Origin of the sequence: uncultured Xylophilus sp. (assembly GCA_913776965.1) — a bacterium.
GTDB lineage: Bacteria > Pseudomonadota > Gammaproteobacteria > Burkholderiales > Burkholderiaceae_C > Xylophilus.
Genome location: CAJYQL010000023.1, coordinates 73,695 through 99,804, shown reverse-complemented (window position 1 = coordinate 99,804; position 26,110 = coordinate 73,695). Strand labels below are relative to the sequence as shown.

Sequence of the window (26,110 nt, the reverse complement as noted above, 5' to 3'; positions counted from 1 at the left end):
CGCTGCAGCTGAAGCTGCTGACCCGCCGCAACGACCCGGCGCCGGCCCAGACCTGGGGCGACGACGCCGCCCGCGTGCTGGCGACCGTGAGCGACGCGCAGACGGCGCGCCGCCTGCAGAACGCGCTGAAGGCGCTGCTGCGCGGCTGACCTCGACGCCCGGCCCGCGAGGGTGGGCGCCGCGACCGCACCACGAGCCCCCGCTGCCCACCGGCCGCGGGGGCTCCGTCGTTTCTAGGGTGCGCTGCGCTCGTCGCGCGCCCGCACCCGCGCGACGATCCGCAGGTCCGGCCCCACGCGGTCGACCGACTGCCATTCCAGCGCCACGCCGTCCACCAGCGTGGCGAGCGGGCTGAACGTAGCCAGTCCCCTGCCGGGTCCGAGCAGCGTTGGGGCCAGGTAGAGCAGCAGTTCGTCCACCAGCCGGGCCTGCAGCAGCGCGCCGGCGAGCGTGGCGCCGGCCTCCGCATGCAGGCGGGTCGCGATGCCGGCTTGTGCGATCCAGGCGAGCGCGGCCTGCAGGTTGGTGCGCCGCGGCTCGTCCGGTGCTGCAGGCAGACGGTGGACGGCGGCGCCGGCCGCGCGCAATTCTGTTTCCCGGCCGGGCGGCGCATCGTCGCGGTACAGCAAATGAACCTTTCGCCCGGCGACGCCGAACAGCGCGGCATCCGCCGGCGTGCGCAGCCCGCTGTCGAGCACGATCAGCGGCGGTGGCTGCGCGGGCGTATCGGCATCGCCCGGCGGCAGCCGCACGTCGAGCCGCGGATCGTCGGCCAGCACCGTGCCGACGCCGGTCAGGATGCCGTCGGCCGCCGCGCGCCAGCGGTGGCCGTCGGCGCGGGCCTCGGGTGAGGTGATCCACTGGCTCTGCCCGTTCTGCAGCGCGGTGGTGCCGTCCAGCGACGCGGCGAGCTTCAGGCGGACGAAGGGGCGCGCGGAGCGAGGGACGGCGGGGAGCGGAGGCAGTAAAGGCATCGACGGAAGCGGATCGCAGGCGGAAACAAAAAAGAGCTCCCTGCGGAGCCCCTAAGAAAAAGGGCCCCTTGCAGAGCCCTCGGATGGTGCCATCGACTGCCGTCCGGCGGCAGCCGGTCGCAGCATCAGACGCGCTTGCGGTATTCGCCGGTGCGGGTGTCGATTTCGATCCGGTCGCCTTGCGACACGAACAGCGGCACCGGCACTTCGAAGCCGGTGGCGATCTTGGCGGGCTTCAGCACCTTGCCGGAGGTGTCGCCCTTGACGGCCGGCTCGGTCCAGGTGACTTCGCGCTCGACGCTGGTCGGCAGTTCGACCGAGATCGCCTTGCCGTCGTAGAACACCACTTCGACGGCCATGCCGTCTTCCAGGTAGTTCAGCGCGTCGCCCATGTTCTCGGCTTCGACTTCGTACTGGTTGTAGTCGCTGTCCATGCAGACGTACATCGGGTCGGCGAAGTAGGAGTAGGTGCACTCCTTCTTGTCCAGGATGATCTGGTCCATCTTGTCGTCGGCCTTGAACACGACTTCGGTGCCGAAGTTGGCGATCAGGCTCTTGAGCTTCATGCGCACGGTGGCGGAGTTGCGGCCGCCGCGGCTGTATTCGGTCTTCAGGACGACCATCGGGTCCTTGCCATGCATGATCACGTTGCCGGCGCGGATTTCTTGAGCGATTTTCATAGGGAGAGCTTGCCTGTAGGCTGGGTGGGAGCCGCGTGGCCGCGCCCGCGGTGCATGCGGTGCGGCCCGGGGGCGGCGGGAGCGCCATACCGGCAGCAGTTCACAGGGCCCGAAAACGGCCCGCCGCCCGAATAACGCAAAGCCTCTGATTTTACTGTTTTTCGATGGCGAACCGGCGCAGCTGCGTCGCGAGGTCGGGCACCTGCAGCGCGCGGACGCGCGCGGTCCGCACTACGGCGCCCCAGGCCGGCAAGTCCCACGGCGGCAGCGGCCCGGGTCGCAGGCCATTCCAGACATGGTGGAAACGGCGCAGGTCGGCCGGCGCGTCCAGCCAGTCGAGGAAGGCGTCGAGCTTGGCCGCATGCACGCCGCCGTCCTGCGGATAGATCTGCCATACGAACGGCCGGCCGGCCCACAGCGCGCGGACCAGCGAATCCTCGCCTCGGACGAAGTTCAGGTCCGACCGGCGCAGCCAGTCGTCGAAGCCGGCCTGCGGACGGGGTGCCGGCCGCTCGATCATCAGCGCCCCGCGCCGGTCTGCGCTGCTGAGGATGCGGTTCACCGCCGCCACCGGCCGGCCGGGCAGCGCCCTCAGTCGGGCCGGTCCGGGGCCTTCGGCCAAGCGTGCGAGCAGGTCGGACAGGGCCGGCGGTTCGTAGCAGAAGAGGGTAACCTGCTGCGGAGACGGATCGTCCGGCGCCGCATCGCCGCTGTGCTCCGTCGTCTCGTCATCGGCCGAGCCGATGCCCGGTTCGCGCAGCAGCCCGCCGGTGTCGGCCGTGAAGCCGGGGTAGAAGAACCACTTGGTCCAGCCGGCCGCCGGCCCGTGCTGCACCGGCGACGGCAGCCCATGGCAGCGGGCGGCATACGGCTCGGCGGTCAGGTATTCCAGGTTGAGCCAGGCCGGTTTTCGGGCTCCAGCGTCCGCCAGTCGTGCGCAATGCGCTATGAATTCGGGAGCAATATCGCAGCCGAAGGCTTCGACCAGCGCATCCGGCATGTCGACCGATGCCAGGGCCGCAGCGCCGAGCGGCGTGGTCCAGGGCCGCAGTTCTACCCCCGGCGCGCCGTCCGGCGCCATCCAGGCGAGGGCGGACGGGTCGTCGACCCAGAGCCGCACCCGGTCGCCGCGGCCTGCCAGATCCGCTGCGAGCCGCCAGCAGACGCCCAGGTCGCCGTGGTTGTCGATCACCCGGCAGAAGATGTCCCAGCGCATCGGTACCTCCGCGGACTGCGTTCAGCCGTAGAGGCGGGTGACGTGCTGCTCCACCAGGCCCGCCAGGTGCCGCTGCGCCCAGCGCGGCGTGAAGGTGTGGTCGGCACCGGGCACGATCTCCAGGCGGAAGTTGGTGTGCTTGCGCATTCGCCGGCCGCCCGGGCCGAGGTGGGTCTCGATCTCGTCCAGGCCGCCGTCGTCGGCGCTGAAGATGAAGTAGACCTGCAGGCCGCGCTGCAGCAGCCCGGTCATCGCGCGCTGCACGTTGAGCGCGGGCGCACGGTCGCCCAGCACGCCGTCGGCCGCATGGGTGCCGTCGCCGCGCCGCTGCCAGGCGGCCAGCTTCAGCGCGGCGCGGCGCCGCACCAGGTGCGTCATGCCGACGGCGATGCGCGCCACGTCCACCTTGCCGCGCAGCAGCCGGCGCCAGGTCGCGCCGTCGAACAGGCGGCTGCGGTAGAAGCCGACCGAGCGGATGTTGGCGCGCCGGCGCACTTCGTAGGAATCGCCTTCGCGCCACTGGAAGGTCTGCTGGTTGATCAGCACGATGCTGTCGATGCCGCTCGCCGCGTCCAGCGCCGCATGGAAAGCCAGGTAGCCGCCCGAGCAGAGGCCGATCACGACCACCCTCTGCACGCCGCAGCGCTCGCGCAGCAGCGCGACCGCGTCCAGCACGTCGCCGACCGAATGGTCCGCATGCAACTGGTGATGGGCGCGACCCGGTGCGGCCGGGCTTTCGCCGATGCCGCCGATGTCGATCCGCAGCGCGACGAAGCCGCGTTCAGCCAGCAGCCGCGACTGCTGGACATGCATGCGGTGCGGGCCGGTGTGCAGGTTGGCGCCGACGGTCGCGAACACGATCCCGACCTGCGCACGCCCCGGCGCCGGCACCACCGGCCGCGCCAGCAGGCCGAACAGGTTGCCGTCGCGGCCGAAGCGCATCGGCAATTCCTCCACGCCGTCGGCCGGGCCGTGCAGGTGGGCGGGAAAGACCGGCGGCAGCGGCACGACGGCCGGTGCGGGGCCGGGCGGGCAGCCGTCCTCCAGCCAGCGGCGCACCGCAGCGAAGGCTTCGGCCGGCAGTGTGGCGTCGTACGGCTCGCGCATCATGGCCGCGTAGCCCGGCGCCGTGGACAGGCGCAGGTCGCAGCCCAGGCTCTCCAGGTGGCGCGCGAGCCGCGGCCGGCCGGGCAGGTCGTCGCGGTCGAGCAGCAACACCTGCGCGGCCGGCGCCCGGTCCAGCGCCAGCAGGTCGAGCGTGCCCAGGGCAGCGATGGTGGAGGCGGTGAGCAGGTGGCCGGCCGCTTCCTCGCCGGCGTCGGCACCGGGGTCGTGGGCCGGCGGTGCGGCGACCGGATCGGCGTCCTGGCGCATCGCCAGCGCCCGCATCTCGCGCAGGAAGTTCTGGCCCGATGGATACGGCGCCCAGGCGGCGACGCCGTCGATCAGCCCGTCGGATGCGCCCGCCGCGGCCGCCAGCGCGAGCGTACCCCCCAGGCGCACGCCGAACAGGCCGACGCGTGCCGCACCGCTGCTGGACCGGGCGAATTCGGCCGCCCGCTGCACGCCGCGCATCCAGGCGGCGATCCGCTCCGGCGCGGTTTCACCGCCGGACGAATCGCCGGTGCCGTGGTGGTCGTAGCGCAGCACCGCGAAGCCGGCGGCTGCCAACTGCTGGGCGAGGTTGCGGTAGTGCCGGTGGGTGTAGACCGCGTCGTAGCCGATCGGCGACACGAGGACCACTGCGCAGTCGCGCCAGGTGCCGTCGGCGCCGATGGCCGGTGGGTGGTACCAGCCGAACAGCCGACGCCCGGGCCGGTCGAACAGCACCGGGCGGGCGCCGTCCGGCATCGGCTCGGCGGACGGCATCCAGGCGAATGGCGGTGATGCGGCGGCAGGCGTCATCGGGTCATGGGGCAGAGGCGGGCGCGGCCGGCAGCGGCAGGCGTACCGCCTCGGCGGCGTTCAGCACCTCCACCAGGACCTGCGGCCGCCGTACCGCGTGCAGCGGCCGCAGCCGCACCGCGGCGGTGCCGCCGGGCGGCAGGTGGAAATAGTTGCGCTCGGCCCGGAAGCCGGCCGCCTCGATGCGCACCGCCTGCGCGAAGGCGGTAGTGCGGATGTCGAGCACGACCGTACCGTCCGCCTGCGGCGTGCCGGCATGGACGGCCAGCCCGACCGACGGCTGCACCGGCAGGCCGTGGCCGGCCGGGAAGTACGCGTCGCAGGCCAGCAGCTCGCCGGTCGTGGCGTCGCGCAATTCGGCCCAGGCCAGGTCGTGGCCCGGCGGGCCGAACAGGTAGCGGCAGGTGCTGTCGGTGAAGCGGCCGAGCAGGTCGTCGCCGCGCAGGGCCCGTGCGCCATGCGCCGGCAGCACGACCTCCCGTCGGCCCTCGGCCACGCGCAAGCCGTCGCGGCGCAGCAGGCAGAGGCTCAGGACGGCGGCGCGCGACTGCGGCCGGTCGTTCACCGCATGCAGCGCCAGGCCGTTCAGGCCTTCGTCGGTCAGGAACAACGCGACCGGCGCCATCGCCCGCTGCAGGTAGTACCAGGCGGCTTTCGGATGGCCGTCGGCATCGACCACGCCCCAGCCGGCGCCGGCCTGCAGGTCCTGCAGGAACCAGACCAGCGCACCGGCGCAGGCCGAGCCGCTGCGGCGCCATTCGCGGAAGGCGGCGAGCATCGTCTCGCCGGTGGCGACCCGGCCCAGCGCCAGGTAGCGCTCGGGCTCGGTGCGGCGCAGCAGGTCGGGCTGCACGCCGAACAGCGCCTGCAGGTAATGGTCGCGTACGTCGTCGAAGTCCCAGGCGGCGCCACCGTCGCGCGGCACCCGGGCCTTCCAGGCCGAATGACCGGGCGGTGCCGCGCCCGCGGGCGTCAGACGTTCCAGGTTGTCCGGCTCGGGAATGTGGGCGAAGGCCAGGCATTCGGACGCGAAGCGCAGGCCGCTGCGCCGTGCGTCGGTGACCGGCTGCAGATAGGCGCCGACGCCGAAGTAGTGCGCCACGCCCGCATCGACTTGGAACGGCAGCACGCCGCCGGCGGGGCTCGACGGCCAATACGGCACGTCAGGTCGCATCTCCCGGCCGATGGCGGGCAGGCGATCGGCGAACAACGTGCTGCGCCAGATCGCCGGATCGGCGCCGACCATCGCCGCCTGCTGCTCGACCTCGCTGTTGCCGCACAGCAGCGCCAGGCTGGGCGACAGCGCGGTGCGCTGCAGGAACTGGCGTGCCTCGGTCTCGACCGACGCCGCGAAGTGCGCATCGTCGGCCGGGTAGTCCATGTTGGCGAACATCCAGTCCTGCCAGACCAGGATGCCGAGTTCGTCGCAAAGCGCATGGAATGCGTCGGTTTCGTAGGCCATCGTGCCGCCGACCCGCAGCATGTTCATGCCGGCGTCGCGGGCCTGCAGTAGGCGAGCCCGCAGGTCGGGCGCCTGGCCGGGCAGGGCGAGCAGGTCGGCGGGCGTCCAGCAGGCGCCTCGGCAGAACACCGGCACGCCGTTGACCGACAGCGCGAAGCCGTCGTCCGCCATTGCGAGGGCGATGCGGCGGAAGCCGGTGCGGCCGAGGTCGAAGCGCCAGTGGCGGGTGGGGTCTTCGACCGTCAGCGTGACCGCATACAGCGCAGGTTCGCCGTGGGTATGCGGCCACCACAGCGCGGGGGATGGTACGGTGCATTGGCCGGCAATGTGCCATTGGCCGTCGGGCAAAGGTTGGATGTCGAGCAACACGGTGGTATCGCCGACGGTCAGATGGGCCGTCGGATGCCGTGCGTCGTTCAGTTCCAGGCAACCCTGCAGGCGCACCGTGCCGGTACCAGCATCGTCGAGCGCGGCCTGCACGTCCAGCGTGTGCCACTGGGCGCCGTCGTGGGTGGCGAGCGCCACCGGCCGCCACGGGCCGATGGCCGGCGCGGTCGGGGTCCAGCCGGGCATGCGGCCGACGAGGCTGGTGCGGATCCAGCGCAGCTGCTGCTGGTCGACCAGCCGGGTGCGCCAGCGCGGCCGCGGCCGGCGGGCCTGCAGTGCTGCGGCGACCGAGGCGCAACGGATCTGTAGCGTGTTGGACCCTTCGACCAGTAGGGCGTCCGCATCCAGCAGGTGGGCGTGGAACATGTTGTCCGACGCGGCCAGCAGCGGGGTGCCGTTCACCCACACCTGCGCCAGCGTGGCGATACCGCCGAGGGCAAGGCTGCGACCCTGCCCAGGCTGTGCCGCCGCGGCCTCGAACCGGCAGCGGAACCATACGTCCCGATCGTCGAGCGCCGGCCAGGCGGCAGGGTCTGAGGCCCCACCGGGGCGTCCCTGGGCGCTGGCGGTGCCGGGCACGGTGGCGGGCTGCCATGCCGGCTCCAGCGCCGCCAGGGCGTCCGGCTCGGCGGCGGCATGGGGCGGCACGGCCGCCATCTCCCAGCCGCTGTCCAGCAGCCGCAGCGGCGACGGCACGGCCGGGGTGAGCGCGAGGGGCAGCAGCGGCATCGCGGACCGGTCAGACGACCGCCGTGCGCAACGCCTGCATGCCGCGCGTCCAGGCGTCGGCCATGCCCTGCAGCAGGGGCGCGAAATCGGTCGCGCGGCCGCCGTGCACCGCCCGCGCGGTCTTCAGCACCATGGCCTTGGCGCCGCCGGAGATCTCGTCGAAGGCGGCTTCGGCCTCGGCGAGGGCCGCCTTGTCGCCACCAGCGTGCTGCGCGGCCATCCACCCGATGCCGCGCGCGCACAGTTCGAAGTTCGCACCCAGCTGGCGCAGCGTCGCGAACGCATAGCCGTGGTAGAGCGGCAGGCCCTCGGCCTGCAGCCAAGCGACGTCGGCGGGAAACTGCGCCGCGAAACGCTCCACCGGGTTCGTGGCGGGCACATAAGCCAGGTGTTCCGCCAGCAGCTCGGTCGACAGGGCCGCCAGTTCCGGCGCCGGCAGGCGCTTCAGCCGGTCGATCCGCGCGAACTCGGCATAGAAGGGCATGAAGGCGGGATCGGGCGGTACGTCGGTGCGGAACAGCCGGCGGAAGTCTTCGCCCTGCAGTTCGTGGTAGCCGGCGTTGTGGAAGTAGCCCAGCGTCTCGGCGGTCCGGTCCAGCGCATTGACCACGATGGTCGTCTTGGTGTGCTGCTGGCGGTAGTCGGTGCCGGCGGTATCGGGCAGCCAGAAGGCATCGGCCTCGGTGAACACCAGCCGGCCCTGGCGCGCCTGCGCCTCGGCATGCAGGACGATGTCGCCGCGCCATGGGTTGAGCTCGTGCACCACGATGCCGTACAGACGCTCCAGGTCGCGGTGCGGCGGCTTGAAGAAGGTCCACTGGTCGCCCTCGAAGTCCAGCCGCACGGTGAACGGGAGCATCGCGAGCGGTTCCAGGCCGAGCGCATGTACCGCCTCGATCCACACATCGATGTAGCAGTTCTTCTCGACCCAGGCGCTGCCCGGGCAATGCACGGCATGCGACTGGTAGTCGGCGGCGCGCAGCGGCAGCACCGCAGCACCCGGCGCGGCGGGCGCCGTCATGGCCAGAGCCGCGCGCGGACCGCCGCCGGCCACTGCAGCGGATCGAAGCCGTGGTGCTTGAACAGCGCCATGCAGACACGCTCCAGTCCGAAGCCGAGGCAGGCGGTGTGGGCCAGTTCGCCGTTGGGCTGCAGGATCTCGAAGGTTTTGGAGAAGTAGTCCTGGTGGTAGTTGAAGGAGCAGACGGCGGTCGGCTTCTCGGCCGAGATCACCGGCACCACCACCTCGAACTTCAGCTTCTGCTCGCGCTGGTTGACCGCCAGCATCCGGCCGGCGCGGCCGAAGAACGGGTCCGTCGCCACCTCGGGGTCGGCCGGCAGGCCGAGGCTGCGCAGCAGTTCCAGACCGCGCTCCAGCCACATGTCGCGCCAGGCCACCACCTCGTCGGGCGCGCCGGCACGCACGAATTCCCGCACGCGGAACGCCTGCATCCGGGTCGGTTCGTCCGACGGCTCGTGGCGGAACACCCAGTGGGTCATGTCGACCAGCCGGCCGCCGGCGGGCAGGGTGCCGCCCAGGCTCGGGTAGAGCGGGTAGCAGGCGGCGGGGATCAGCACCACGCCGGTCCGTGCCATCAGGTCGTCGTAGCTTTCGCCGTTGGCGATGCGTTCGACGAGCTTCGGGTGATCCGAGGCGCAGCCGCAGAAGCTGACGACGCCCATCGCCAGCTGCGGGAACGACTTCATGAAGCCGCTGCGTTCGAACACCGGCCGGGCGAGCGTCGGCGGGAAGGTGTACTTCTCGGCGCCATCGGCCGCTGCCACCTGGCTCACCAGGGCGGAGAAGCGCTCGAGCACGTCCTCGAACGCCGCGTTGCGGCCGAACACGCCGGGCTCGCCCGACGGCACGATCAGGCCGTGCGCCACCAGTCCGTCGTAGAGGGATCGGGAGTCGAATTCCATGAGGTCAGATGTCCTTGTGCACCAGCAGTAGCGATGCGTTCTGGGCGTGCATGCGGTCGTTGCCGACCATCAGCGGCGCCGACAGCGCGTCGCGCAGGTGCCGGCCGACGCTCGCTGGCGAGCCGTTGCGATAGCCCTGGATGCCGCAGATCAGCAGCGCCTGCTGCACGATGTCGACCACCGCGGTGGAGCAGGCGATCTTGAGGTGGTTCATGCGCAGGGCGAACGCGATCGTGGAGAAGGTGTCCGCTCCTTCGGGTGCCGCGAGCAATGCCTCGAACGACGCGACGGCTTCCTGGACCTGCGCCCGCATCGTCTGCAGCGCGCCGGCCAGTTCGGCCAATCGCAGCGCCGTCGGCGGCACAGTGCCCGGGTTCTGCCGGGCGGCGGCCCGCACGCTCGCGGCCGCCCGGGCGGTGGCATCGGTCGCGATGCCGAGCCATACGCCAGCCCAGAGGATGTGCGAGAACGGCACCATCGTCGCGCCCGACACCTCGGCATAGTCCACCGGCAGAATCTGGTCGACCGATCCGGTGGACGCGAGCTTGAAGCCGGGACTGCAGGTGCCGCGCATGCCGAGGGTGTCCCACTGCGAGGTCTGCTCCAAAGAGAAGCTGCCCTGGCGCAGCAACACCATCACCTGGTCACTGCGCGCAGCCTGCGGGTCGCGCCGGCAGGTGACGAGCAGGTCGTCTGCATGCGCGCCGTAGGAAATCGTGGTCGCGATCTTGTCGAGTGCGAAACGTGCTCCGTCCACCTCGACCGCACAGATGCTGGAACGGGTATCGCCGCCCACGCCGAGCTCCGACGTTACCGAGGCGATCAGCCACTGTTGCTCGACGAGCTGGCGGCAGTAGTCGCGGAAATAGTCGGTCGTCAGCCCGTGGTGCACGATGCAGCCGACCTGGATCTGGTGCATCGCGAACACCATCGCCGAGGCTGAACAGCGCTGTCCGAGCGCGGTGCAGATGGCGACCAGTTCGCCGAAGGAGGTGCTCCGGCCGCCGAGCGCCGCCGGCACGTAGGCCGACAGCAGCCCTTCCTCGCGCAGCGCCGCGATCGTCTCCGCCGGGAAACGCGATGCGCGGTCGACCTCGTCCGCATGGCGGGCGGCGATCGTGTCGGCGATCCGCCGGGCGACAGCCAGGGCTGTGCGGTCGTCGGCCGGTGCGGCGGCGCTCATGATGCGGTCAATTCCTCAACCGCCTCGCGGATGCTGGCGATGCTTGCGAATACGCCGCGCTTGAGCATCCGGTCCGGGAACTCGACGTCGAACACGTTCTCGAGCGCCAGCATCACATTGACGCTGGCATGCGAGGTCAGTCCCGCCTGGTACAGGTCGGCATCTTCGGCCAGCGTAAGGGCGTCTGCGGAGAGGCGGCCGTGCTGCTGCAGGACCTTGCGGATGTCTTCGGTCGGATTCAACGGATTCTCCCGGGGGAATGGGCGCGGGGGCGCAAAGGACGAGGGCGGACGGTCGGTCTGAGGGTAGCGGCCACCACCGACTGCGCATAGGCGCCGTCGTGGCTGAGGGAAACGGCGAGCGACACGACGCCTTGGCGGCGGGCGGCACGCAGAGCCGCGCCGTGCAGCCGCAGTTCGCACCAGCCGCCGCTGGTCTTCACGACCTCGATCGACCGCCAGTCGAACCAGCGGTGCACCGGCCGCAGCACCTTGACGCAGGCTTCCTTCGCAGCGAAGCGGGCGGCCAGCCGCGACGGCATGGTCGCTGCCGCCGTCCGGCAGGTGGCGATTTCGTGGGGCGTGAAGACGCGGCGCAGGTAACGGTCGCCGAAGGTCTGCAAGGCATCGGCGACGTCCGCGATCCGCACGATGTCGCTGCCCAGGCGGATGCCGTCGGCCGAGCCGTGGGGCGAGCGGAGAGGCAGAGGCATGGCAGGAATCGGCGCGTGCGGACGGGGGCTATCAATGTCAGAAATTGTAGGGTCAGCCGGCTGTGCCACCATCTCGCTTTCGGGCCCTGGGCCGCAAAGAGAGACGCATGGCAGACGGAGCAGACAAGGAGAGGGATCAGGCGGCGGCGCGCCCGACGGCCGCGGGCCCGCACGACGAGAAGTTGCTGGGCGAGGTGGCGAGCTTGCCGGCGCTGCCGGGCGTCTACCGGTATTTCGACGCCCAGGGCGGGTTGCTGTACGTCGGCAAGGCGCGCGATCTGAAGAAGCGGGTGTCCAGCTACTTCCAGAAGAACCACGGCGGCACCCGCATCGGCCACATGGTGTCGAAGATCGTGCGGCTGGAGACGACGGTCGTGCGTTCCGAGGCAGAGGCGCTGCTGCTCGAGAACAACCTGATCAAAACGCTGAACCCCCGGTTCAACATCCTGTTCCGGGACGACAAGAGCTATCCCTATCTGAAGATCACCGGCAATCCCGGTCTGCGGGCGCCCGTTGCAGGCGACGCGGCCCAGGTCTTCCCGCGTGTCGCCTATTACCGGGGCGCAGTCGAAAAGCGGCATCGCTATTTCGGCCCCTTCCCGAGCGCCTGGGCCGTCAAGGAATCGATCCAGCTACTGCAGAAGGTGTTCCGCCTGCGCACCTGCGAAGACACGGTATTCAATAACCGCACCCGGCCGTGCCTGCTGTACCAGATCAAGCGCTGTTCGGGGCCTTGCGTGGACCTGATCTCGCCGGAAGCCTACGGCGTCGATGTAGCCCATGCCGAACGGTTCCTGCGCGGCGAGACGCAGCAGGTCGCGGCCGAACTCGAGCGTCGCATGACCGCGCATGCCGAAAGGCTGGAATTCGAGCAGGCCGCCGAGATCCGCAACCAGTTGGGCGCGCTGTCGCGGGTGCTGCACCAGCAGTCGATCGAGACCGCCAGCGACAAGGACGTGGACATTCTGGCTGTGCGGGTGCAGGGCGGCCGCGCCTGCGTGAACCTGGCGATGGTGCGTGGTGGGCGCCATCTGGGCGATCGGCCGTACTTCCCGGTGCATGTGGAAGACGCCACTGCGCTGCGGGCGGCCGAGGAGGCGGGCGACACCGGCGGCGCTGTCGCGCAGCCGGTCGAGGTGCAGGTGCTGGAGGCCTTCGTGGCGCAGCACTATACCGGCGTGGCCCCGCCACCCGCGCTGATCACCGGCGTGCCGGTGGCGAAGACGCTGATCGAGGCGCTGTCGCAGCAGTCCGGCATGAAGATCACCGCCGTGCACAACCCCCGGGAGCAGCGCAGGGTATGGCTGGAGATGGCGCAGAAGAACGCCGACCTGCAGCTCGCCCGCCTGCTGGCGGAAGAAGGTTCGCAGCAGTCGCGCACCCGGGCGCTCGCCGAGGCGCTGGACCTCGCACCGGACGACCTGGATGCATTGCGGATCGAATGCTTCGACATCTCTCACACGGCGGGTGAGGCGACGCAGGCGTCCTGCGTCGTCTTCCAGCACCACAAGATGCAGAACAGCGAATACCGACGCTACAACATCGAGGGCATCACCGGGGGCGACGACTATGCCGCGATGCGCCAGGTGCTGACCCGCCGCTATGCGAAGCTGGCGGAAGCCGCGCGTACCTCGGCCGATCCCGACCATCCAGTCGGCGACGGGGCGCGCATGCCGGACCTGGTGCTGGTCGATGGCGGCAAGGGCCAGGTCGCGATGGCGCGCGAGGTGTTTACCGAACTGGGCCTGGATCTGTCGCTCATCGTGGGCGTCGAGAAAGGCGAGGGCCGCAAGGTCGGACTGGAAGAACTCGTTTTCGCCGATGGGCGGGAGAAGGTCTACCTGGGCAGCGATTCCGCCGCCCTGATGCTGGTGGCCCAGATCCGCGACGAGGCGCACCGGTTCGCGATCACCGGGATGCGGGCGCGCCGCGCGAAAGTGCGCGTCGGCGGCAGCCGGCTCGAGGACATTCCGGGCATCGGTCCGAAGAAGCGGGCGCGCCTGCTCCAGCATTTCGGCGGGGTGCGGGGCGTGACGGCCGCGGGCATCGACGACATCGCCCGGGTCGAGGGCGTGTCGCGCGAACTGGCCGAGGAAATTTACCGCGCGCTGCACTGAGGCCGTCCGGATGCGGGTGGCACAATCCGCGCATGTTCTGGACCGTTCCCACCATCATGACCTGGACGCGCATCGTCGCGATCCCGCTCATAGTCGGTGTGTTCTACCTGCCGTTTCCCGAAGGCTTCCGCAACATCGTCGCCACCGCGATGTTCGTGGTGTTCGCCGCCACCGACTGGCTCGACGGATGGCTCGCACGGCGGCTCAACCAGACTTCGTCCTTCGGTGCGTTTCTCGATCCGGTGGCCGACAAGTTCCTGGTGTGCGCGTCCCTGCTGGTGCTGGTCCACCTGGGGCGGGCGGACGTGTTCGTCGCCCTCATCATCATCGGGCGCGAGATCGCGATTTCGGCACTGCGCGAATGGATGGCGCAGATCGGCGCATCCAAGAGCGTGGCGGTGCACATGCTCGGCAAGGTGAAGACGACCGTCCAGATGGTGGCCATTCCGTTCCTGCTGTTCGACGGCGTGATTTTCGGTGTGGTCGATACCGGCTTGTGGGGCACGGTGCTGATCTGGATTGCCGCTGTATTGACGGTCTGGTCGATGGTGTATTACCTGCAGAAAGCACTGCCGGAAATCCGCGCGCGGGTGAAGTAACCGGACGGGGAATGCGTCTAGAATCCGCTCTTCGCGCCGTTGTCCCGCGGGCCGCTGTGTGGTGACAAACCGCTGCCCGCAGGTCCGCATCATGTCGTTCCGCACCCGTCTTTGAACATCGCTTTCGCGCTCCTGGTCGCGTCCTGCATGGCACGCCCCAGGTGCGGACAGGCATCAGAACTGTGCATACCGCCGGCCAACGTCCATCATCTATTCGAGGGGCCTTTTGTGAACAAAACCGAACTGATCGAGCACATCGCCAAGAACGCCGATATTTCCAAGGCTGCCGCCACGCGTGCCCTGGAATCCACCATCGGCGCCGTGAAGACGACGCTGAAAAAGGGCGGCACCGTGTCGCTAGTCGGCTTCGGCACCTTCGCGGTCGGCAAGCGTGCAGCGCGCAGCGGACGCAATCCCCGGACCGGCGACACGATCAAGATCAAGGCTGCTAAAGTACCGAAGTTTCGTCCGGGCAAGGCATTGAAGGATGCCTTGAACTGAACCCCGTTTCCAGGCGGGGTGCTTAGCTCAGTTGGTAGAGCAGCGCCCTTACACGGCGTAGGTCGGCGGTTCGAGCCCGTCAGCACCCACCACTCCCCAAAAGGCGAACGCAGGTTCGCCTTTTCTTTTTCCGCGGCACCCGTCGCACGCGCCCGAAAGATCCGCCATGTTCGAGTTCATCCGCAAGCACTCCAAGATCGTCATGATCCTGCTGTTCTTGCTGATCATCCCGTCGTTCGTCCTGTTCGGTGTCGACGGCTACCGGCGGTCTATGGAGAAGGGCGCCGCCGTCGCCACGGTGGACGGGCACGAGATCACCCAGGGCGAGTGGGATACCGCCCACCAGGCCACGGTCGAGCGGATGCGCGCGCAGATGCCCAACCTCGACGCCAAGATCTTCGACACGCCCGATGCCCGCTATGCCACCCTCGAGCGGCTGGTCCGCGAGCGGGTGCTGCTGACGGCTGCCGAGAAGGGGCATCTTGCGCCGAGCGATGCACGTCTGGCACGTACCTTGGGCGAGGACCCTGGCATCGCGGCCATGCGGGGCGCCGACGGCAAGCTCGACATGGCGCAGTACCGCGAAGTGCTGGCGCGCCAGGGTCTGACGCCGGAAGGCTACGAGTCGCGGGTGCGCTCGGACCTGGCATTGCGCCAGGTCGTCGACGGCGTGACCGCAACCTCCTTTGCCACGCCGGCGCAGACCGACGCAGCGCTGAATCCGTTCCTCGAGCGACGCGAGATCCAGGTGCTGCAGTTCAAGCCAGAGGATTTCACCGCCAAGGTCACCGTCACCGATGCGGATCTGGAGGCGTACTACCGCCAGAACACGGACCGCTTCCGTCTGCCTGAGCAGGCCGATGTGGAGTACGTCGTCCTGGATCTCGACAGCGTGAAGAAGGGCATGGCTGTCAGTGAACAGGATCTGCGCACCTACTACGAGCAGAACCAGGCCCGCCTGGCCGGACAGGAAGAGCGCCGTGCCAGCCACATTCTGATCACCGCGCCGAAGGATGCACCGCAGGCCGAACGCGACAAGGCCAAGGCCCGCGCCGAAGCGTTGCTGGCGACCGTCCGGAAATCGCCCGGGCAGTTCGCCGACATCGCGCGCAAGAATTCGCAGGACCCGGGCTCGGCCGCCAACGGCGGAGATCTGGATTTCTTCGCGCGTGGCGCGATGGTCAAGTCGTTCGAAGACGCAGCATTCGCGTTGAAGAAGGGGGAGATCAGCGATGTCGTGGCATCCGATTTCGGCTACCACATCATCCAGCTAACCGACATCAAGGCACCGAAGGCGCGCAGCTTCGAGGAAGTGCGTCCCCAACTCGAGGCTGAACTGCGTCAGCAGCAGGCCGCGGCCAAGTTTGCCGAGCTTGCAGAAGTTTTCACCAATGGCGTGTACGAGCAGGCAGACAGCCTCAAGCCCATCGCCGAGCGGCTGAAGCTCACGGTCCGGACGGCGCCGGGCGTCCAGCGGACGCCGGCGCCCGGCGCGACCGGCGCGCTGGCAAACCCGCGACTCCTGGAGGCGCTGTTCGCACCGGATGCGATCGAGAAGAAGCGCAACACCGAGGCCATCGAGATCGGTCCGAGCCAGCTGGCATCGGCGCGCGTGGTCCGCCATGTGGCGGCCCGGACGCCCGCTTTCGCCGAAGTGCGCGAAGAGGTGCGCAAGCTGGTCGTCGCGCAACGCGCGACCGAGATGTCCCGCAAGGAAGGTCAGGCACGGCTGCAGGCGTTGCAGGCCAACCCGTCGTCGGCCTCCCTGCCGGCACCGGTCACGGTGTCGCGCGAGCAGTCGCAGCAACAGCCCCAGCAGGTAGTGATGGCAGCGTTGCGCGCACCAGCCGCGCAACTGCCGGCCTTCGTTGGCACCGACGTAGGTGCCGGCTACGCGGTGATCCGGATCAACAAGGTCGAACCGCGCGCGGCCTCGGCCAACGCCGCGCAGGACCGCAGCCAGGTCGCCCAGTGGTGGGGATCGGCGGAAGGGCAGGCTTACTACGACCTGCTGAAGTCCCGCTACAAGGTGGAGTTCAAGGCGGCTCGGCCGGCGGCACCGGCGACGTGATACCGTGAAATAGCGGTCGCCGCGAAATCGGCGATTTCCCCGGTATAATTGAGGGCTCTACGGTGGCTGTAGCTCAGTTGGTAGAGTCCAGGATTGTGATTCCTGTCGTCGTGGGTTCGAGTCCCATCAGCCACCCCAGAAATACAAGACGCCCCTGTTGCCGAATCGGTAGCAGGGGCGTTTGCTTTGGGCATGGCAGTTGCGCGACATGACAGACACCGCGCATGGCGGCCGTCTTGTGCGAAGGGCTGCAGCCGGTTTCGACACACATCCGGCTCGGGCAGTGACGAAGCCATCATGGGCTGTGGCCTAATGCCGGGTTTTCCAATTTTTCATTCCACAGGAGTATTTCATGGGCAACAAGATCGTCACCGAAGCCGACCGCAAGGCCACCCCGCCGCTGCCGACGCTGCCGGGCGTCACGCTGCGCACCGCAGGCCGTGGGCAGAAGCGCAGCCTGGAGCGCGGTACCGCGACCCGCAGCAAGAAGAACCCCGGCAAGCGCGCCCACAAGGGCGGCTGATTTTGAGGCGGGCGATGCCCGCTCAGCAGGGGTTTTCTCGGGGCCGTTGCCGGGGGTGCATCCCTAGAATGTGCTGCAGTGCAATAGGCTCGCCGCGTGCGGGCACAGGAGCCATCAGTGTCCTCACACAAGAACGCGGCGAGTCCCCCGGCGCCCCGCGTGATCAAGAAGTATCCGAACCGGCGGCTCTACGACACGAATACCTCGGCCTACATCACGCTGGCAGAAGTGCGGCAGCTGGTGTTGAGCCACGAACCCTTTTCCGTACGCGACGCGAAATCCGGTGAGGACCTGACCCGCAGCATCCTGCTGCAGATCATTCTCGAAGAAGAAGCGGGTGGCGCCCCGATGTTCAGCGAGGCGGTGCTGGCCAACATCATCCGCTTCTACGGCCATGCCATGCAGGGATTCATGGGTGCCTATCTGGAAAAGAACGTTCAGGCCTTCACGGACATGCAGATCCGGATGGCCGAACAATCGAAGAGCTTTACCCCCGAGATGTGGGCCCAGTTTCTGAAGATCCAGCCGCCGGTACTGCAGGGGATGATGGGCAGTTACGCCGAGCAGTCGAAGGAAGCCTTTCTGCTGATGCAGGAACAGCTGCAAAAGCAAACCGAGCAGATGCTGGGGGCCTTCGGCATCAAGCGTTGAAGCGGGCAGGGGACAATACGGGGATGAGCGAAGAAGTACTCTCCCCCACGCACACACCCGCAGCGGCCGCACCGCGCGTCGGATTCGTCAGTCTCGGCTGTCCGAAGGCGCTGACCGATTCCGAACTGATCCTCACGCAGCTGAGCGCCGAGGGCTACCAGACCTCCAAAACGTTCGAAGGTGCCGATCTCGTCATCGTCAACACCTGCGGCTTCATCGACGATGCAGTGCGCGAAAGCCTCGACACCATCGGCGAGGCGCTGGCGGAAAACGGCAAGGTGATCGTGACCGGCTGCCTCGGTGCCCGCAGCGGCGAAGGCGGCGGCAATCTCGTGCGGCAGATGCACCCCAGCGTGCTGGCCGTCACCGGGCCGCACGCCACGCAGGAGGTGATGGATGCGGTCCATCTCAATCTGCCCAAGCCGCACGATCCGTTCATCGATCTGGTGCCCGGCGGTTTCGGCGAAGCGGGCATCAAGCTGACACCCAAGCACTATGCGTATCTCAAGATCAGCGAAGGCTGCAACCATCGCTGCACCTTCTGCATCATCCCGTCGATGCGCGGCGACCTGGTGTCGCGGCCGATCGGCGATGTGCTGAAGGAAGCGCGCGCGTTGTTCGAAGGCGGTGTGAAGGAACTGCTGATCATCAGCCAGGACACCTCGGCCTACGGCGTGGACGTGAAGTACCGCACCGGTTTCTACGACGGCCGTCCGGTCCGGACCCGCATGCTGGACCTGGTGCAGGCGCTCGGCGAAATGGCCGAGCCCTACGGTGCCTGGGTGCGGCTGCATTACGTCTACCCGTATCCGAGCGTGGACGATGTCGTGCCGCTGATGGCGCAGGGTCTCGCGTTGCCATACCTGGACGTGCCCTTCCAGCACAGCCATCCCGACGTGCTGCGTCGCATGAAACGGCCGGCGAGCGGCGAGCGCAACCTGGAGCGCATCCAGCGCTGGCGCGAAGCCTGTCCGGAGATCGTGATCCGCAGCACGTTCATCGCCGGGTTTCCCGGCGAGACGGAAGAAGAGTTCCAGCATCTGCTCGACTTCGTGCGCGAGGCGGAAATCGACCGTGCAGGTTGTTTCGCATACAGCGCCGTGGACGGTGCGGCCGCCAACGACATTCCGGGCTTGCTGCCGCTGGAGGAGCGCGAAGCGCGGCGCGCGCGCTTCATGGCGGTGGCCGAAGAGGTGTCGGCCGCCAAGCTGCGGCGCCGCGTGGGTGCCACGATGCAGGTGCTGGTGGATGCGGCGCCGGGTCTGGGCCGTCGCGGCGGCACCGGCCGCAGCTATGCGGATGCACCGGAGATCGACGGTGTCGTGAAACTGCTGCCGCCCGAGAAGATCAGCAAGACGCTGAAGGTGGGCGAGTTCACCCGCGCACGCATCGTCTCGACCGACGGTCACGATCTGGTGGCGCTGCCCGTATGACGGAGCACGCGGCGGTGATCGCACAGGTCGATTCGCTGCTGGCGTGCGTTGTGGCCACCGTACGGGCTTGCAGGCCCGCGCTGTGGGGCGCAGTGGCCGAAGCCCGTCTGCGCAGAGACAAAAAAAAGCCGCTGATCACTCAGCGGCTTCTCACAATTCCAGCCTTGTCGGCTGTCATCAAACTTGGTGCCCAGGAGAGGACTCGAACCTCCACGATGTTACTCGCTAGTACCTGAAACTAGTGCGTCTACCAATTCCGCCACCTGGGCATTTCAGGGAAGCCACGATTCTATACTGAAAAAATGAACCAACACAACAATCTTCTCGAAGAATTTGTCGGAACCGTACAAGGCCACCGCGATGGCCACGGATTCCTGCTGCGCGACGACGGCCAGACGGACGTATTCCTGCCGCCCAACGAGATGCGTGCCGTGCTGCACAAGGACCGCGTAAAAGCGCGGATCGTGCGGCACGACCGGCGCGGCCGGGCGGAAGGCCGGGTGGTCGAGATCGTCGAGCGCCCTGCCCAGCCGATCATCGGCCGCCTGCTGCAGGAGAGCGGCATCTGGCTGGTCGCGCCGGAAGACAAGCGGTACGGCCAGGACGTGCTCATTCCGAAAGGTGCGATCGGCACGGCCAATCCGGGGCAGGTGGTGGTGGTCGAACTGACCGAACCGCCGGCGCTGTACGGCCAGCCGGTGGGCCGCGTAATCGAGGTGCTCGGCGAGGTCGATGACCCCGGCATGGAGATCGAGATCGCGGTGCGCAAATACGGCGTGCCGCACGAGTTTTCTGAGGCATGTCTCGCGCTCACGAAAACCCTGCCCGACAAGGTCCGCCCGCAGGACCACCGCGATCGGGTGGATCTGCGCGATGTGCCGCTGGTGACGATCGACGGCGAAGACGCACGCGACTTCGACGACGCGGTCTATTGCGAACCGGCGAAGGTCGGCCGCACCAAGGGCTGGCGCCTGCTGGTGGCGATCGCCGACGTGAGCCACTACGTGCACACCGGCAACGCGATCGACATCGACGCCTACGAGCGCGCCACCAGCGTCTACTTCCCGCGCCGCGTGATCCCCATGCTGCCGGAGAAGCTGTCGAACGGACTCTGTTCGCTGAACCCCGATGTCGAGCGGCTCTGCATGGTGTGCGACATGCTCGTCACCGCCAAGGGCGAGGTGCACGCCTACCAGTTCTACCCGGCGGTGATGTTCAGCCATGCCCGCTTCACCTACACCGAAGTGGCGGCCATCCTGTCCAACACCCGAGGCCCCGAGGCGGCCAAGCGCAAGGACCGGATCGAGAATCTGCTGAACCTGTCGGACGTGTACCGTGCCCTGCTTGCGGCCCGCGGTGCACGCGGGGCGGTCGACTTCGAGACGACCGAAACGCAGATCGTCTGCGACGAAAACGGCCGCGTCGAGAAGATCGTACCGCGCACCCGCAACGAAGCGCACCGGATCATCGAGGAGGCGATGCTCGCGGCCAACGTCTGCAGCGCCGACTTCATCCAGCAGGGCGGCCAGCCCGGGCTGTATCGGGTCCACGAAGGCCCCACGCCCGAGAAGAAGGAAATCCTGCGCAACTACCTGCGGGCGATGGGCGTCGGCATGACCATCAGCGACGATCCCGTGCCCGGCGAATTCCAGGCGGTGGCCCAGGCCACCAAAGACCGGCCGGATGCGCAGCAGATCCACACGATGCTGCTGCGGTCGATGCAGCAGGCGATCTACACGCCGTTCAACAGCGGACACTTCGGCCTCGCCTACGAGGCCTACACCCACTTCACCAGCCCGATCCGCCGCTACCCCGACCTGCTGGTGCACCGGGTGATCAAGGCGATCCTCGGCAAGACCACCTACCAGTTGCCGACGTTGCCGACGCCCGGCGAGGCGCATGCGAAGCTGGCCAAGCGGCTCGCCCAGCGGGTCAAGCCGCCGACGCAGAAGCCGGTGAAGATCGTCGCCGGCGCGAAGGAAATGCAGGCCTGGGAGGCGGCCGGACTGCACTGCAGCGCCAACGAGCGCCGTGCCGACGAGGCGAGCCGCGATGTCGAGGCCTGGCTCAAGTGCAAGTACATGCGTGAGCACCTCGGCGAGGAGTACAGCGGTGTCGTCACCGCGGCGACGACCTTCGGCATCTTCGTCACGCTCGACGCGATGTATGTCGAAGGGCTGGTCCACATCACCGAACTCGGCGGGGAGTACTTCCGCTTCGACGAGGCCCGGCAGGAGCTGCGCGGCGAACGCACGGGCATCCGGTATGCGGTCGGCACGCGTCTGCGGGTGCAGGTCAGCCGGGTGGACCTGGACGGCCGCAAGATCGACTTTCGGTTGGTGCGCGACGGCGAGGACGCTATCGTCCGAGCGATGCGCGACAAGGGCGTCGGCCGCGAAGGTGGCGGTGGAGACGGCGAGGCGCCGCGGGCCAACCGTAACAAATCCGGGCGCACCGGCAAGGCGCGGAGCGGGGAGGGCGGCGGTGACACCGACCGCAGCCTGTCGGGTGGCCGCGCCGGCAAGACGTCCGCCAAGAAAGCCGCGGCCAAATCGGGCGGCAAGCCGCGCAAGAGTCGGCGCTGAGGCGCACCGGCCCTGCGCGGCTGTCCGCCGAACCGCGCAGCCGCGGCCGAACGCGGTCGTGGGGCAGGGTTGCCCCGACCATTCGTATTTCAGGAGACATCATTCATGGCTATTGCATCCCCCGCGCCGCAGGGCGCTTCGACACGCGGCGTCGCCATCGTCACCGGCGCCGGCTCCGGCATCGGCCGGGCGTCTGCGCTGGCGCTGCTGGCCGACGGCTGGCGCGTGGTCCTCGCCGGCCGCCGTCCCGAACCGCTCGATGCGGTCGTCGACGAGAGCGGTGCCGGCGCGCGTGCGCTGGCGGTGCCGACCGACGTGGCCCGACCCGAGTCGGTGCAGGCGCTCTTCTCGGCTGCGCTGGACCGGTTCGGCCGGGTGGACCTGCTGTTCAACAACGCGGGAGTCGGCAACCCGCCCGGCCCGTTCGAAGACTGGACGCCCGAGCAGTGGCGCGCCGTCGTCGACATCAACCTGAACGGCATGTTTTATTGCCTGCAGCAGGCGTTCCGCACGATGCGCGACCAGTCGCCGCGCGGCGGCCGCATCATCAACAACGGCTCCATCTCGTCGTACGCGCCGCGGCCGAACTCGATGGCCTACACCGCGACCAAGCATGCGGTAGCGGGACTGACCAAGACCGCCTCGCTCGACGGCCGCAAGTACGACATCGCTGTGGGCCAGATCGACGTCGGCAACGCGGAGACGCCGCTCGCGTCGCGCATGGCGCTCGGCGTGCCGCAGGCCCGGGGAGACATCGCGCCCGAGCCGCTGATGGACGTCGCCCACGTCGGCCAGTCGGTGCTCTACATGGCCAACCTGCCGCTGGAGGCCAACGTGCTGTTCCACACGGTGATGGCGACCAAGATGCCGTTCGTCGGCCGCGGCTGAAGCGCGCGCCGCTCAGCGGCGAATGGCGCTAAGCGCCAGCCGGCCGGCCGTGAGCGCGCGGTCGGTCGGCCAGCGGTCGGCCAGCGCGCCGTGCGTGTAGACCGCCTCGACCGTCGCCTGGAAGGCATCGGCGCCCGGGCGGGCCAGCGCTGCGCCGACCATGCCGGCGAGGACATCGCCGGTCCCGGCCGTCGCCAGCCGGCCGTTGCCTGTCGGGTTGATGGCGGGTGTGCGTCCGGGCGTGGCGACGATCGTGCCCGAGCCCTTCAGCGCGACGGTGCAGCCGTACCGCTCGGACAAGCGGCGGGCCGCCTCCAGCCGATCGGCCTGGACCGCATCGGTCGTGCTGTCCAACAGGCGTGCGGCTTCGAGCGGATGCGGAGTCAGGACTGTCGTGCGGCCGTGCGGTGCGCGACCGGCCAGCTGCTGCTGCAGTGACCTGTCGGCAGCGACGGCATTCAGCGCGTCGGCGTCCAGCACCAGGCGGGACGCCTCGGCCAGCACCCGCGGGAGCGGTTCGCGGATCGCCTCTCCGCCGCCGCACCCGCAGACGACCGCGCCGGCCGACAGGTCGAACGCGTCGACGGTCCGCAGCATCAGTTCGGGCGAGCTTCCCCCGGTCCAGGCGGCGGTGTCGAGCAGCGCGAGCAGTACCCGGCCGGCGCCGGCATGCAACGCGGCCGTGGCGGCCAGCCAGGCCGCGCCCTCCATGCCGCGTCCGCGACGGCCGATGCCTTCGCCGCCGACCACCGCGACATCGCCGAAGCTGCCCTTGTGCACGGCATGCCGACTGTCGGCGTCAGCGGGCGGGCCGGACAGCCACGCGGCAGGCGCCTCGGACGGTGCGATACCGAGGTCGTCGAACCAGACGGTGCCGGCCCGGTCGCGCCCCTGGGCGGTGAAGAGGCCGGGCTTGAGCGTCAGGAAAGTCAGGGTGTTCTGAGCAAGAAAATGGCCTCCTGCGCCCGACTGTGCTGAGTATCCAGCTATGGTTTCGATAGCTTCATGCCCGGTGTCGGCTGCGAGGCCGGACGGAATGTCCAGCGCCAGGATGGGCGCGCAGGTGTCGGCCAGCTGCGCGAACGTCCGTTGCAGGCGGTCCGCCATCGGCTCAGAGCGGCTGCGCAGCCCGATGCCGAGCAGTCCATCGATGCACAGGTCCTGCGGGCCGAGGCCGTCCGGTAGGCCCGGGTCGAACACGACACCCGCGGCGCGGGCGCGGTCGAGGGCCACGCGGGCATCGGTCTGCAGTCGGTCGGCGTCGGCCGCCAGCGTGACCGTCACCGTGCGTCCGGCCTGTCGCAGCGCCGCCGCCGCCTCCAGCCCGTCGCCCCCGTTGTGACCTGGTCCGCAGGCGACCCAGACGTGGCGTGCGTGCGGTGCGAGCGCTAGGGCCAAGCGCGCGGCCGACCGGCCGGCCCGTTCCATCAGCGTATGGGGCGGCAGTCCCTGTGCTGCAGCCGTTTCGATGCGACGCGTGGCCGATGTATCGAAGAGGGGATGGGGACGGTCGGGGAGGATGCGGTGCATGCGCTGTTATACTCTCGCGGTTTCGCCCAGCGCCGATCCCCGGTGCGACGGCGGATCAATCGCAAACCGGTCCACTCAAGGTGCCGTGTTCGCCGCAGTCGTTGTCTGCTGCGCGAACCGCGTTACGGACCGGATTTAAGACCCAACCTTCGGAGCCTATTCATGCCCACCACCATGCGCGAAATGCTGGAAGCCGGCGTCCACTTCGGACACCAGACCCGCTTCTGGAACCCCAAGATGTCCCAGTACATCTTCGGCCACCGCAACAAGATCCACATCATCAACCTGGAAAAGTCGCTCCCGCTGTTCCAGGAAGCCGAGAAGTTCGTCAAGCAGCTGTCGGCCAACCGCGGCACGATCCTGTTCGTCGGCACCAAGCGCCAGGCCCGCGAGATCGTCTCCAACGAAGCCAAGCGCGCCGGCGTGCCCTTCGTTGACCAGCGCTGGCTCGGCGGCATGCTGACCAACTTCAAGACGGTCAAGACCTCGATCAAGCGTCTGAAGGACCTGAAGGCCCAGCAGGAAAGCGGTGCGTTCGCCACGCTGAGCAAGAAGGAGCAGCTGACCTTCTCCCGCGAAATCGAGAAGCTCGAGAAGGACATCGGCGGCATCCAGGAAATGGCTGCGCTGCCCGACGCGATCTTCGTGATCGACGTGGGCTACCACAAGATCGCCATCTCGGAAGCCAAGAAGCTCGGCATTCCGCTGATCGGCGTGGTCGATACCAACCACTCGCCCGAAGGCATCGACTACGTGATCCCCGGTAACGATGACTCGGCCAAGGCCGTGGCGTTGTATGCCCGCGGCATCGCTGATGCGGTCATCGAAGGCCGTTCCAACGCCGTCAACGACGTCGCCAAGGCTGCGTCCGAAGGCAACGACGAGTTCGTCGAAGTCGAAGAGGGCGCTGCCGCCTGAGTCGACCCTTCGCGGCCGTCAGGAAAGGGGCTGTTGGCCCCTTTTTTTTAGCCGGCCGTCTGCCGCACCGATCCATACCGAACCGTTAAAGAGAAAGAACACATGGCTGCTATCACCGCAAAACTCGTCGCAGAACTGCGTGCCAAGACCGACGCTCCGATGATGGAGTGCAAGAAGGCCCTGACGGAGGCCGACGGCGATCTGGACAAGGCGGAAGAACTGTTGCGCGTCAAGCTCGGCAACAAGGCCGGCAAGGCGGCTGCACGCATCACGGCGGAAGGCGTCGTCGCCAGCCACATCGACGGCAAGGTCGGCGCGCTGGTGGAAGTCAACAGCGAAACCGACTTCGTCAGCAAGAACGACAGCTTCATCGCACTGGCCAACGCCGCTGCCAAGCTGATCGCCCAGCACAACCCGGCCGACGTCGAAGCCCTGGGTGCACTGGCGTACGAGCAGGACGGTTTCGGCCCGACGCTCGAGGACGTGCGCAAGGGCCTGATCGGCAAGATCGGCGAGAACATGTCGTTCCGCCGCTTCAAGCGCTTCGATTCCGGCGCCCAGCTGGCCTCCTACCTGCACGGCACCCGCATCGGCGTGGTCGTCGAGTTCGAAGGTGATGCCACGGCTGCCAAGGACGTCGCGATGCACGTCGCCGCCATGAAGCCGGTCGCGCTGACCAGCGCCGACGTGCCGGCCGAGCTGATCGAGAAGGAACGTGCCGTTGCCGCCGGCAAAGCCGAGGAAGACAAGAAGGCCGCAGAAGCTGCCGGCAAGCCGGCCCAGTCCGACGAGATCGTCTCCAAGCGCATCGAAGGCGGCGTGCAGAAGTACCTGAAGGAAGTCTCGCTGTTCAACCAGGTCTTCGTGAAGGCTGCGGACGGCAAGCAGACGGTCGAGCAGATGCTCAAGGCCAGCGGCACGACCGTGAAGGGCTTCACGCTGTACGTGGTCGGCGAAGGCATCGAGAAGAAGGTCGACGACTTCGCAGCCGAAGTTGCCGCGCAGGTCGCCGCTGCCAAGGGTGCCGCCTGATCCTGCGGTGCTCCCACGCCCTGGCTGCATGGTCGGGGCGGCGGGTGGCTTTGGCCGCCCGAGTTTTTGCCTGAGAATTTTTTGCCCGTAT

At 68.5% G+C, this 26,110-nt stretch carries 22 protein-coding genes and 3 tRNA genes; 13 read left to right on the top strand and 12 right to left on the bottom strand.

Going from position 1 to position 26,110, the window contains the following annotated elements:
• Positions 1 to 233: 233 nt before the first annotated feature.
• The 10 genes from QZ500_RS03560 to acpS form a co-directional block, all read right to left on the bottom strand.
• The gene (locus QZ500_RS03560) at positions 234 to 974 is read right to left on the bottom strand and encodes a RibD family protein (protein WP_295850911.1); all 741 of its coding nucleotides are present in this window, start codon (positions 972 to 974) and stop codon (positions 234 to 236) included.
• Between the two features lie 125 nt (positions 975 to 1,099).
• Positions 1,100 to 1,654 (bottom strand): elongation factor P, encoded by a 555-nt coding sequence (efp, locus tag QZ500_RS03555; RefSeq protein ID WP_295850909.1) that lies wholly within the window; start codon positions 1,652 to 1,654, stop codon positions 1,100 to 1,102.
• 151 nt (positions 1,655 to 1,805) lie between these two features.
• Complete coding sequence (locus QZ500_RS03550; RefSeq protein WP_295850905.1) at positions 1,806 to 2,870, bottom strand: elongation factor P maturation arginine rhamnosyltransferase EarP; 1,065 nt, start codon at positions 2,868 to 2,870, stop codon at positions 1,806 to 1,808.
• Between the two features lie 21 nt (positions 2,871 to 2,891).
• Positions 2,892 to 4,775, bottom strand: a complete 1,884-nt coding sequence (locus tag QZ500_RS03545) for an alpha/beta hydrolase (protein WP_295850901.1) — start codon at positions 4,773 to 4,775, stop codon at positions 2,892 to 2,894.
• 4 nt (positions 4,776 to 4,779) lie between these two features.
• The gene (locus QZ500_RS03540; protein ID WP_295850899.1) at positions 4,780 to 7,353 is read right to left on the bottom strand and encodes a glycoside hydrolase family 2 protein; all 2,574 of its coding nucleotides are present in this window, start codon (positions 7,351 to 7,353) and stop codon (positions 4,780 to 4,782) included.
• Between the two features lie 10 nt (positions 7,354 to 7,363).
• Positions 7,364 to 8,374 (bottom strand): DUF1839 family protein, encoded by a 1,011-nt coding sequence (locus QZ500_RS03535; protein WP_295850897.1) that lies wholly within the window; start codon positions 8,372 to 8,374, stop codon positions 7,364 to 7,366.
• Positions 8,371 to 9,276 (bottom strand): amino acid--[acyl-carrier-protein] ligase, encoded by a 906-nt coding sequence (locus QZ500_RS03530; RefSeq protein ID WP_295850895.1) that lies wholly within the window; start codon positions 9,274 to 9,276, stop codon positions 8,371 to 8,373. Before QZ500_RS03530 ends, QZ500_RS03535 begins: the two co-directional genes overlap by 4 nt.
• A gap of 4 nt (positions 9,277 to 9,280) precedes the next feature.
• Positions 9,281 to 10,459, bottom strand: a complete 1,179-nt coding sequence (locus QZ500_RS03525; RefSeq protein ID WP_295850892.1) for an acyl-CoA dehydrogenase family protein — start codon at positions 10,457 to 10,459, stop codon at positions 9,281 to 9,283.
• On the bottom strand, positions 10,456 to 10,683 hold the full coding sequence (locus tag QZ500_RS03520; protein WP_295850922.1) for an acyl carrier protein: 228 nt from the start codon (positions 10,681 to 10,683) through the stop codon (positions 10,456 to 10,458). The genes QZ500_RS03525 and QZ500_RS03520 overlap by 4 nt, the downstream gene beginning before the upstream one ends.
• A 14-nt stretch (positions 10,684 to 10,697) precedes the next feature.
• Positions 10,698 to 11,171 (bottom strand): holo-ACP synthase, encoded by a 474-nt coding sequence (acpS, locus tag QZ500_RS03515; RefSeq protein WP_295850889.1) that lies wholly within the window; start codon positions 11,169 to 11,171, stop codon positions 10,698 to 10,700.
• 107 nt (positions 11,172 to 11,278) lie between these two features.
• Between acpS and uvrC the strand changes: the two genes are divergently transcribed.
• From uvrC to rimO, 9 genes are all read left to right on the top strand, one after another.
• The gene (gene uvrC, locus QZ500_RS03510; protein WP_295850886.1) at positions 11,279 to 13,288 is read left to right on the top strand and encodes an excinuclease ABC subunit UvrC; all 2,010 of its coding nucleotides are present in this window, start codon (positions 11,279 to 11,281) and stop codon (positions 13,286 to 13,288) included.
• A 32-nt stretch (positions 13,289 to 13,320) separates the two neighbouring features.
• Positions 13,321 to 13,887 carry a CDP-diacylglycerol--glycerol-3-phosphate 3-phosphatidyltransferase gene (gene pgsA, locus QZ500_RS03505; protein ID WP_295850884.1) on the top strand — a complete coding sequence of 189 codons (567 nt, stop codon included), beginning with the start codon at positions 13,321 to 13,323 and terminating at the stop codon, positions 13,885 to 13,887.
• Positions 13,888 to 14,115: 228 nt separating this feature from the next.
• Positions 14,116 to 14,388: an HU family DNA-binding protein gene (locus QZ500_RS03500; RefSeq protein WP_295850881.1), complete on the top strand. Its 273-nt coding sequence runs from the start codon at positions 14,116 to 14,118 to the stop codon at positions 14,386 to 14,388.
• Between the two features lie 16 nt (positions 14,389 to 14,404).
• Positions 14,405 to 14,480, top strand: a tRNA-Val gene (locus QZ500_RS03495).
• 74 nt (positions 14,481 to 14,554) lie between these two features.
• Entirely contained in the window at positions 14,555 to 16,459 is a 1,905-nt protein-coding gene (locus QZ500_RS03490) for a SurA N-terminal domain-containing protein (RefSeq protein ID WP_295850877.1), read from the top strand.
• Between the two features lie 62 nt (positions 16,460 to 16,521).
• Positions 16,522 to 16,597, top strand: a tRNA-His gene (locus QZ500_RS03485).
• A 214-nt stretch (positions 16,598 to 16,811) separates the two neighbouring features.
• Positions 16,812 to 16,982, top strand: a complete 171-nt coding sequence (locus QZ500_RS03480; protein WP_295850874.1) for a hypothetical protein — start codon at positions 16,812 to 16,814, stop codon at positions 16,980 to 16,982.
• A gap of 117 nt (positions 16,983 to 17,099) precedes the next feature.
• Positions 17,100 to 17,633 (top strand): polyhydroxyalkanoate synthesis repressor PhaR, encoded by a 534-nt coding sequence (phaR, locus tag QZ500_RS03475; protein WP_295850871.1) that lies wholly within the window; start codon positions 17,100 to 17,102, stop codon positions 17,631 to 17,633.
• A 23-nt stretch (positions 17,634 to 17,656) separates the two neighbouring features.
• Entirely contained in the window at positions 17,657 to 19,066 is a 1,410-nt protein-coding gene (rimO, locus tag QZ500_RS03470) for a 30S ribosomal protein S12 methylthiotransferase RimO (protein ID WP_295850868.1), read from the top strand.
• 184 nt (positions 19,067 to 19,250) lie between these two features.
• Here rimO and QZ500_RS03465 read toward each other — a convergent pair.
• A tRNA-Leu gene (locus QZ500_RS03465) sits at positions 19,251 to 19,335 on the bottom strand.
• A 33-nt stretch (positions 19,336 to 19,368) separates the two neighbouring features.
• Between QZ500_RS03465 and rnr the strand changes: the two genes are divergently transcribed.
• Both rnr and QZ500_RS03455 read left to right on the top strand, forming a co-directional pair.
• Complete coding sequence (gene rnr / locus QZ500_RS03460; RefSeq protein ID WP_295850865.1) at positions 19,369 to 21,651, top strand: ribonuclease R; 2,283 nt, start codon at positions 19,369 to 19,371, stop codon at positions 21,649 to 21,651.
• 105 nt (positions 21,652 to 21,756) lie between these two features.
• Positions 21,757 to 22,539 (top strand): SDR family oxidoreductase, encoded by a 783-nt coding sequence (locus QZ500_RS03455; protein WP_295850863.1) that lies wholly within the window; start codon positions 21,757 to 21,759, stop codon positions 22,537 to 22,539.
• Positions 22,540 to 22,551: 12 nt separating this feature from the next.
• On the opposite strand, the gene QZ500_RS03450 is transcribed toward QZ500_RS03455, so the two are convergent.
• Positions 22,552 to 24,069 (bottom strand): NAD(P)H-hydrate dehydratase, encoded by a 1,518-nt coding sequence (locus QZ500_RS03450; RefSeq protein WP_295850860.1) that lies wholly within the window; start codon positions 24,067 to 24,069, stop codon positions 22,552 to 22,554.
• A 162-nt stretch (positions 24,070 to 24,231) separates the two neighbouring features.
• Between QZ500_RS03450 and rpsB the strand changes: the two genes are divergently transcribed.
• Positions 24,232 to 24,987: a 30S ribosomal protein S2 gene (gene rpsB / locus QZ500_RS03445; RefSeq protein WP_295850858.1), complete on the top strand. Its 756-nt coding sequence runs from the start codon at positions 24,232 to 24,234 to the stop codon at positions 24,985 to 24,987.
• A 102-nt stretch (positions 24,988 to 25,089) separates the two neighbouring features.
• Positions 25,090 to 26,019: a translation elongation factor Ts gene (tsf, locus tag QZ500_RS03440; RefSeq protein WP_295850856.1), complete on the top strand. Its 930-nt coding sequence runs from the start codon at positions 25,090 to 25,092 to the stop codon at positions 26,017 to 26,019.
• Positions 26,020 to 26,110 lie beyond the last annotated feature (91 nt).

Coding starts and splice junctions, on each gene's coding strand:
- QZ500_RS03455 (WP_295850863.1), top strand. CDS start 21,757: ATGGCTATTGCATCCCCCGCGCCGCAGGGCGCTTCGACACGCGGCGTC.
- QZ500_RS03540 (WP_295850899.1), bottom strand. CDS start 7,353: ATGCCGCTGCTGCCCCTCGCGCTCACCCCGGCCGTGCCGTCGCCGCTG.
- uvrC (WP_295850886.1), top strand. CDS start 11,279: ATGGCAGACGGAGCAGACAAGGAGAGGGATCAGGCGGCGGCGCGCCCG.
- QZ500_RS03550 (WP_295850905.1), bottom strand. CDS start 2,870: ATGCGCTGGGACATCTTCTGCCGGGTGATCGACAACCACGGCGACCTG.
- QZ500_RS03480 (WP_295850874.1), top strand. CDS start 16,812: ATGGGCAACAAGATCGTCACCGAAGCCGACCGCAAGGCCACCCCGCCG.
- QZ500_RS03560 (WP_295850911.1), bottom strand. CDS start 974: ATGCCTTTACTGCCTCCGCTCCCCGCCGTCCCTCGCTCCGCGCGCCCC.
- QZ500_RS03535 (WP_295850897.1), bottom strand. CDS start 8,374: ATGACGGCGCCCGCCGCGCCGGGTGCTGCGGTGCTGCCGCTGCGCGCC.
- pgsA (WP_295850884.1), top strand. CDS start 13,321: ATGTTCTGGACCGTTCCCACCATCATGACCTGGACGCGCATCGTCGCG.
- QZ500_RS03545 (WP_295850901.1), bottom strand. CDS start 4,775: ATGACGCCTGCCGCCGCATCACCGCCATTCGCCTGGATGCCGTCCGCC.
- QZ500_RS03450 (WP_295850860.1), bottom strand. CDS start 24,069: ATGCACCGCATCCTCCCCGACCGTCCCCATCCCCTCTTCGATACATCG.
- QZ500_RS03530 (WP_295850895.1), bottom strand. CDS start 9,276: ATGGAATTCGACTCCCGATCCCTCTACGACGGACTGGTGGCGCACGGC.
- acpS (WP_295850889.1), bottom strand. CDS start 11,171: ATGCCTCTGCCTCTCCGCTCGCCCCACGGCTCGGCCGACGGCATCCGC.
- QZ500_RS03490 (WP_295850877.1), top strand. CDS start 14,555: ATGTTCGAGTTCATCCGCAAGCACTCCAAGATCGTCATGATCCTGCTG.
- efp (WP_295850909.1), bottom strand. CDS start 1,654: ATGAAAATCGCTCAAGAAATCCGCGCCGGCAACGTGATCATGCATGGC.
- rpsB (WP_295850858.1), top strand. CDS start 24,232: ATGCCCACCACCATGCGCGAAATGCTGGAAGCCGGCGTCCACTTCGGA.
- rimO (WP_295850868.1), top strand. CDS start 17,657: ATGAGCGAAGAAGTACTCTCCCCCACGCACACACCCGCAGCGGCCGCA.
- rnr (WP_295850865.1), top strand. CDS start 19,369: ATGAACCAACACAACAATCTTCTCGAAGAATTTGTCGGAACCGTACAA.
- tsf (WP_295850856.1), top strand. CDS start 25,090: ATGGCTGCTATCACCGCAAAACTCGTCGCAGAACTGCGTGCCAAGACC.
- QZ500_RS03525 (WP_295850892.1), bottom strand. CDS start 10,459: ATGAGCGCCGCCGCACCGGCCGACGACCGCACAGCCCTGGCTGTCGCC.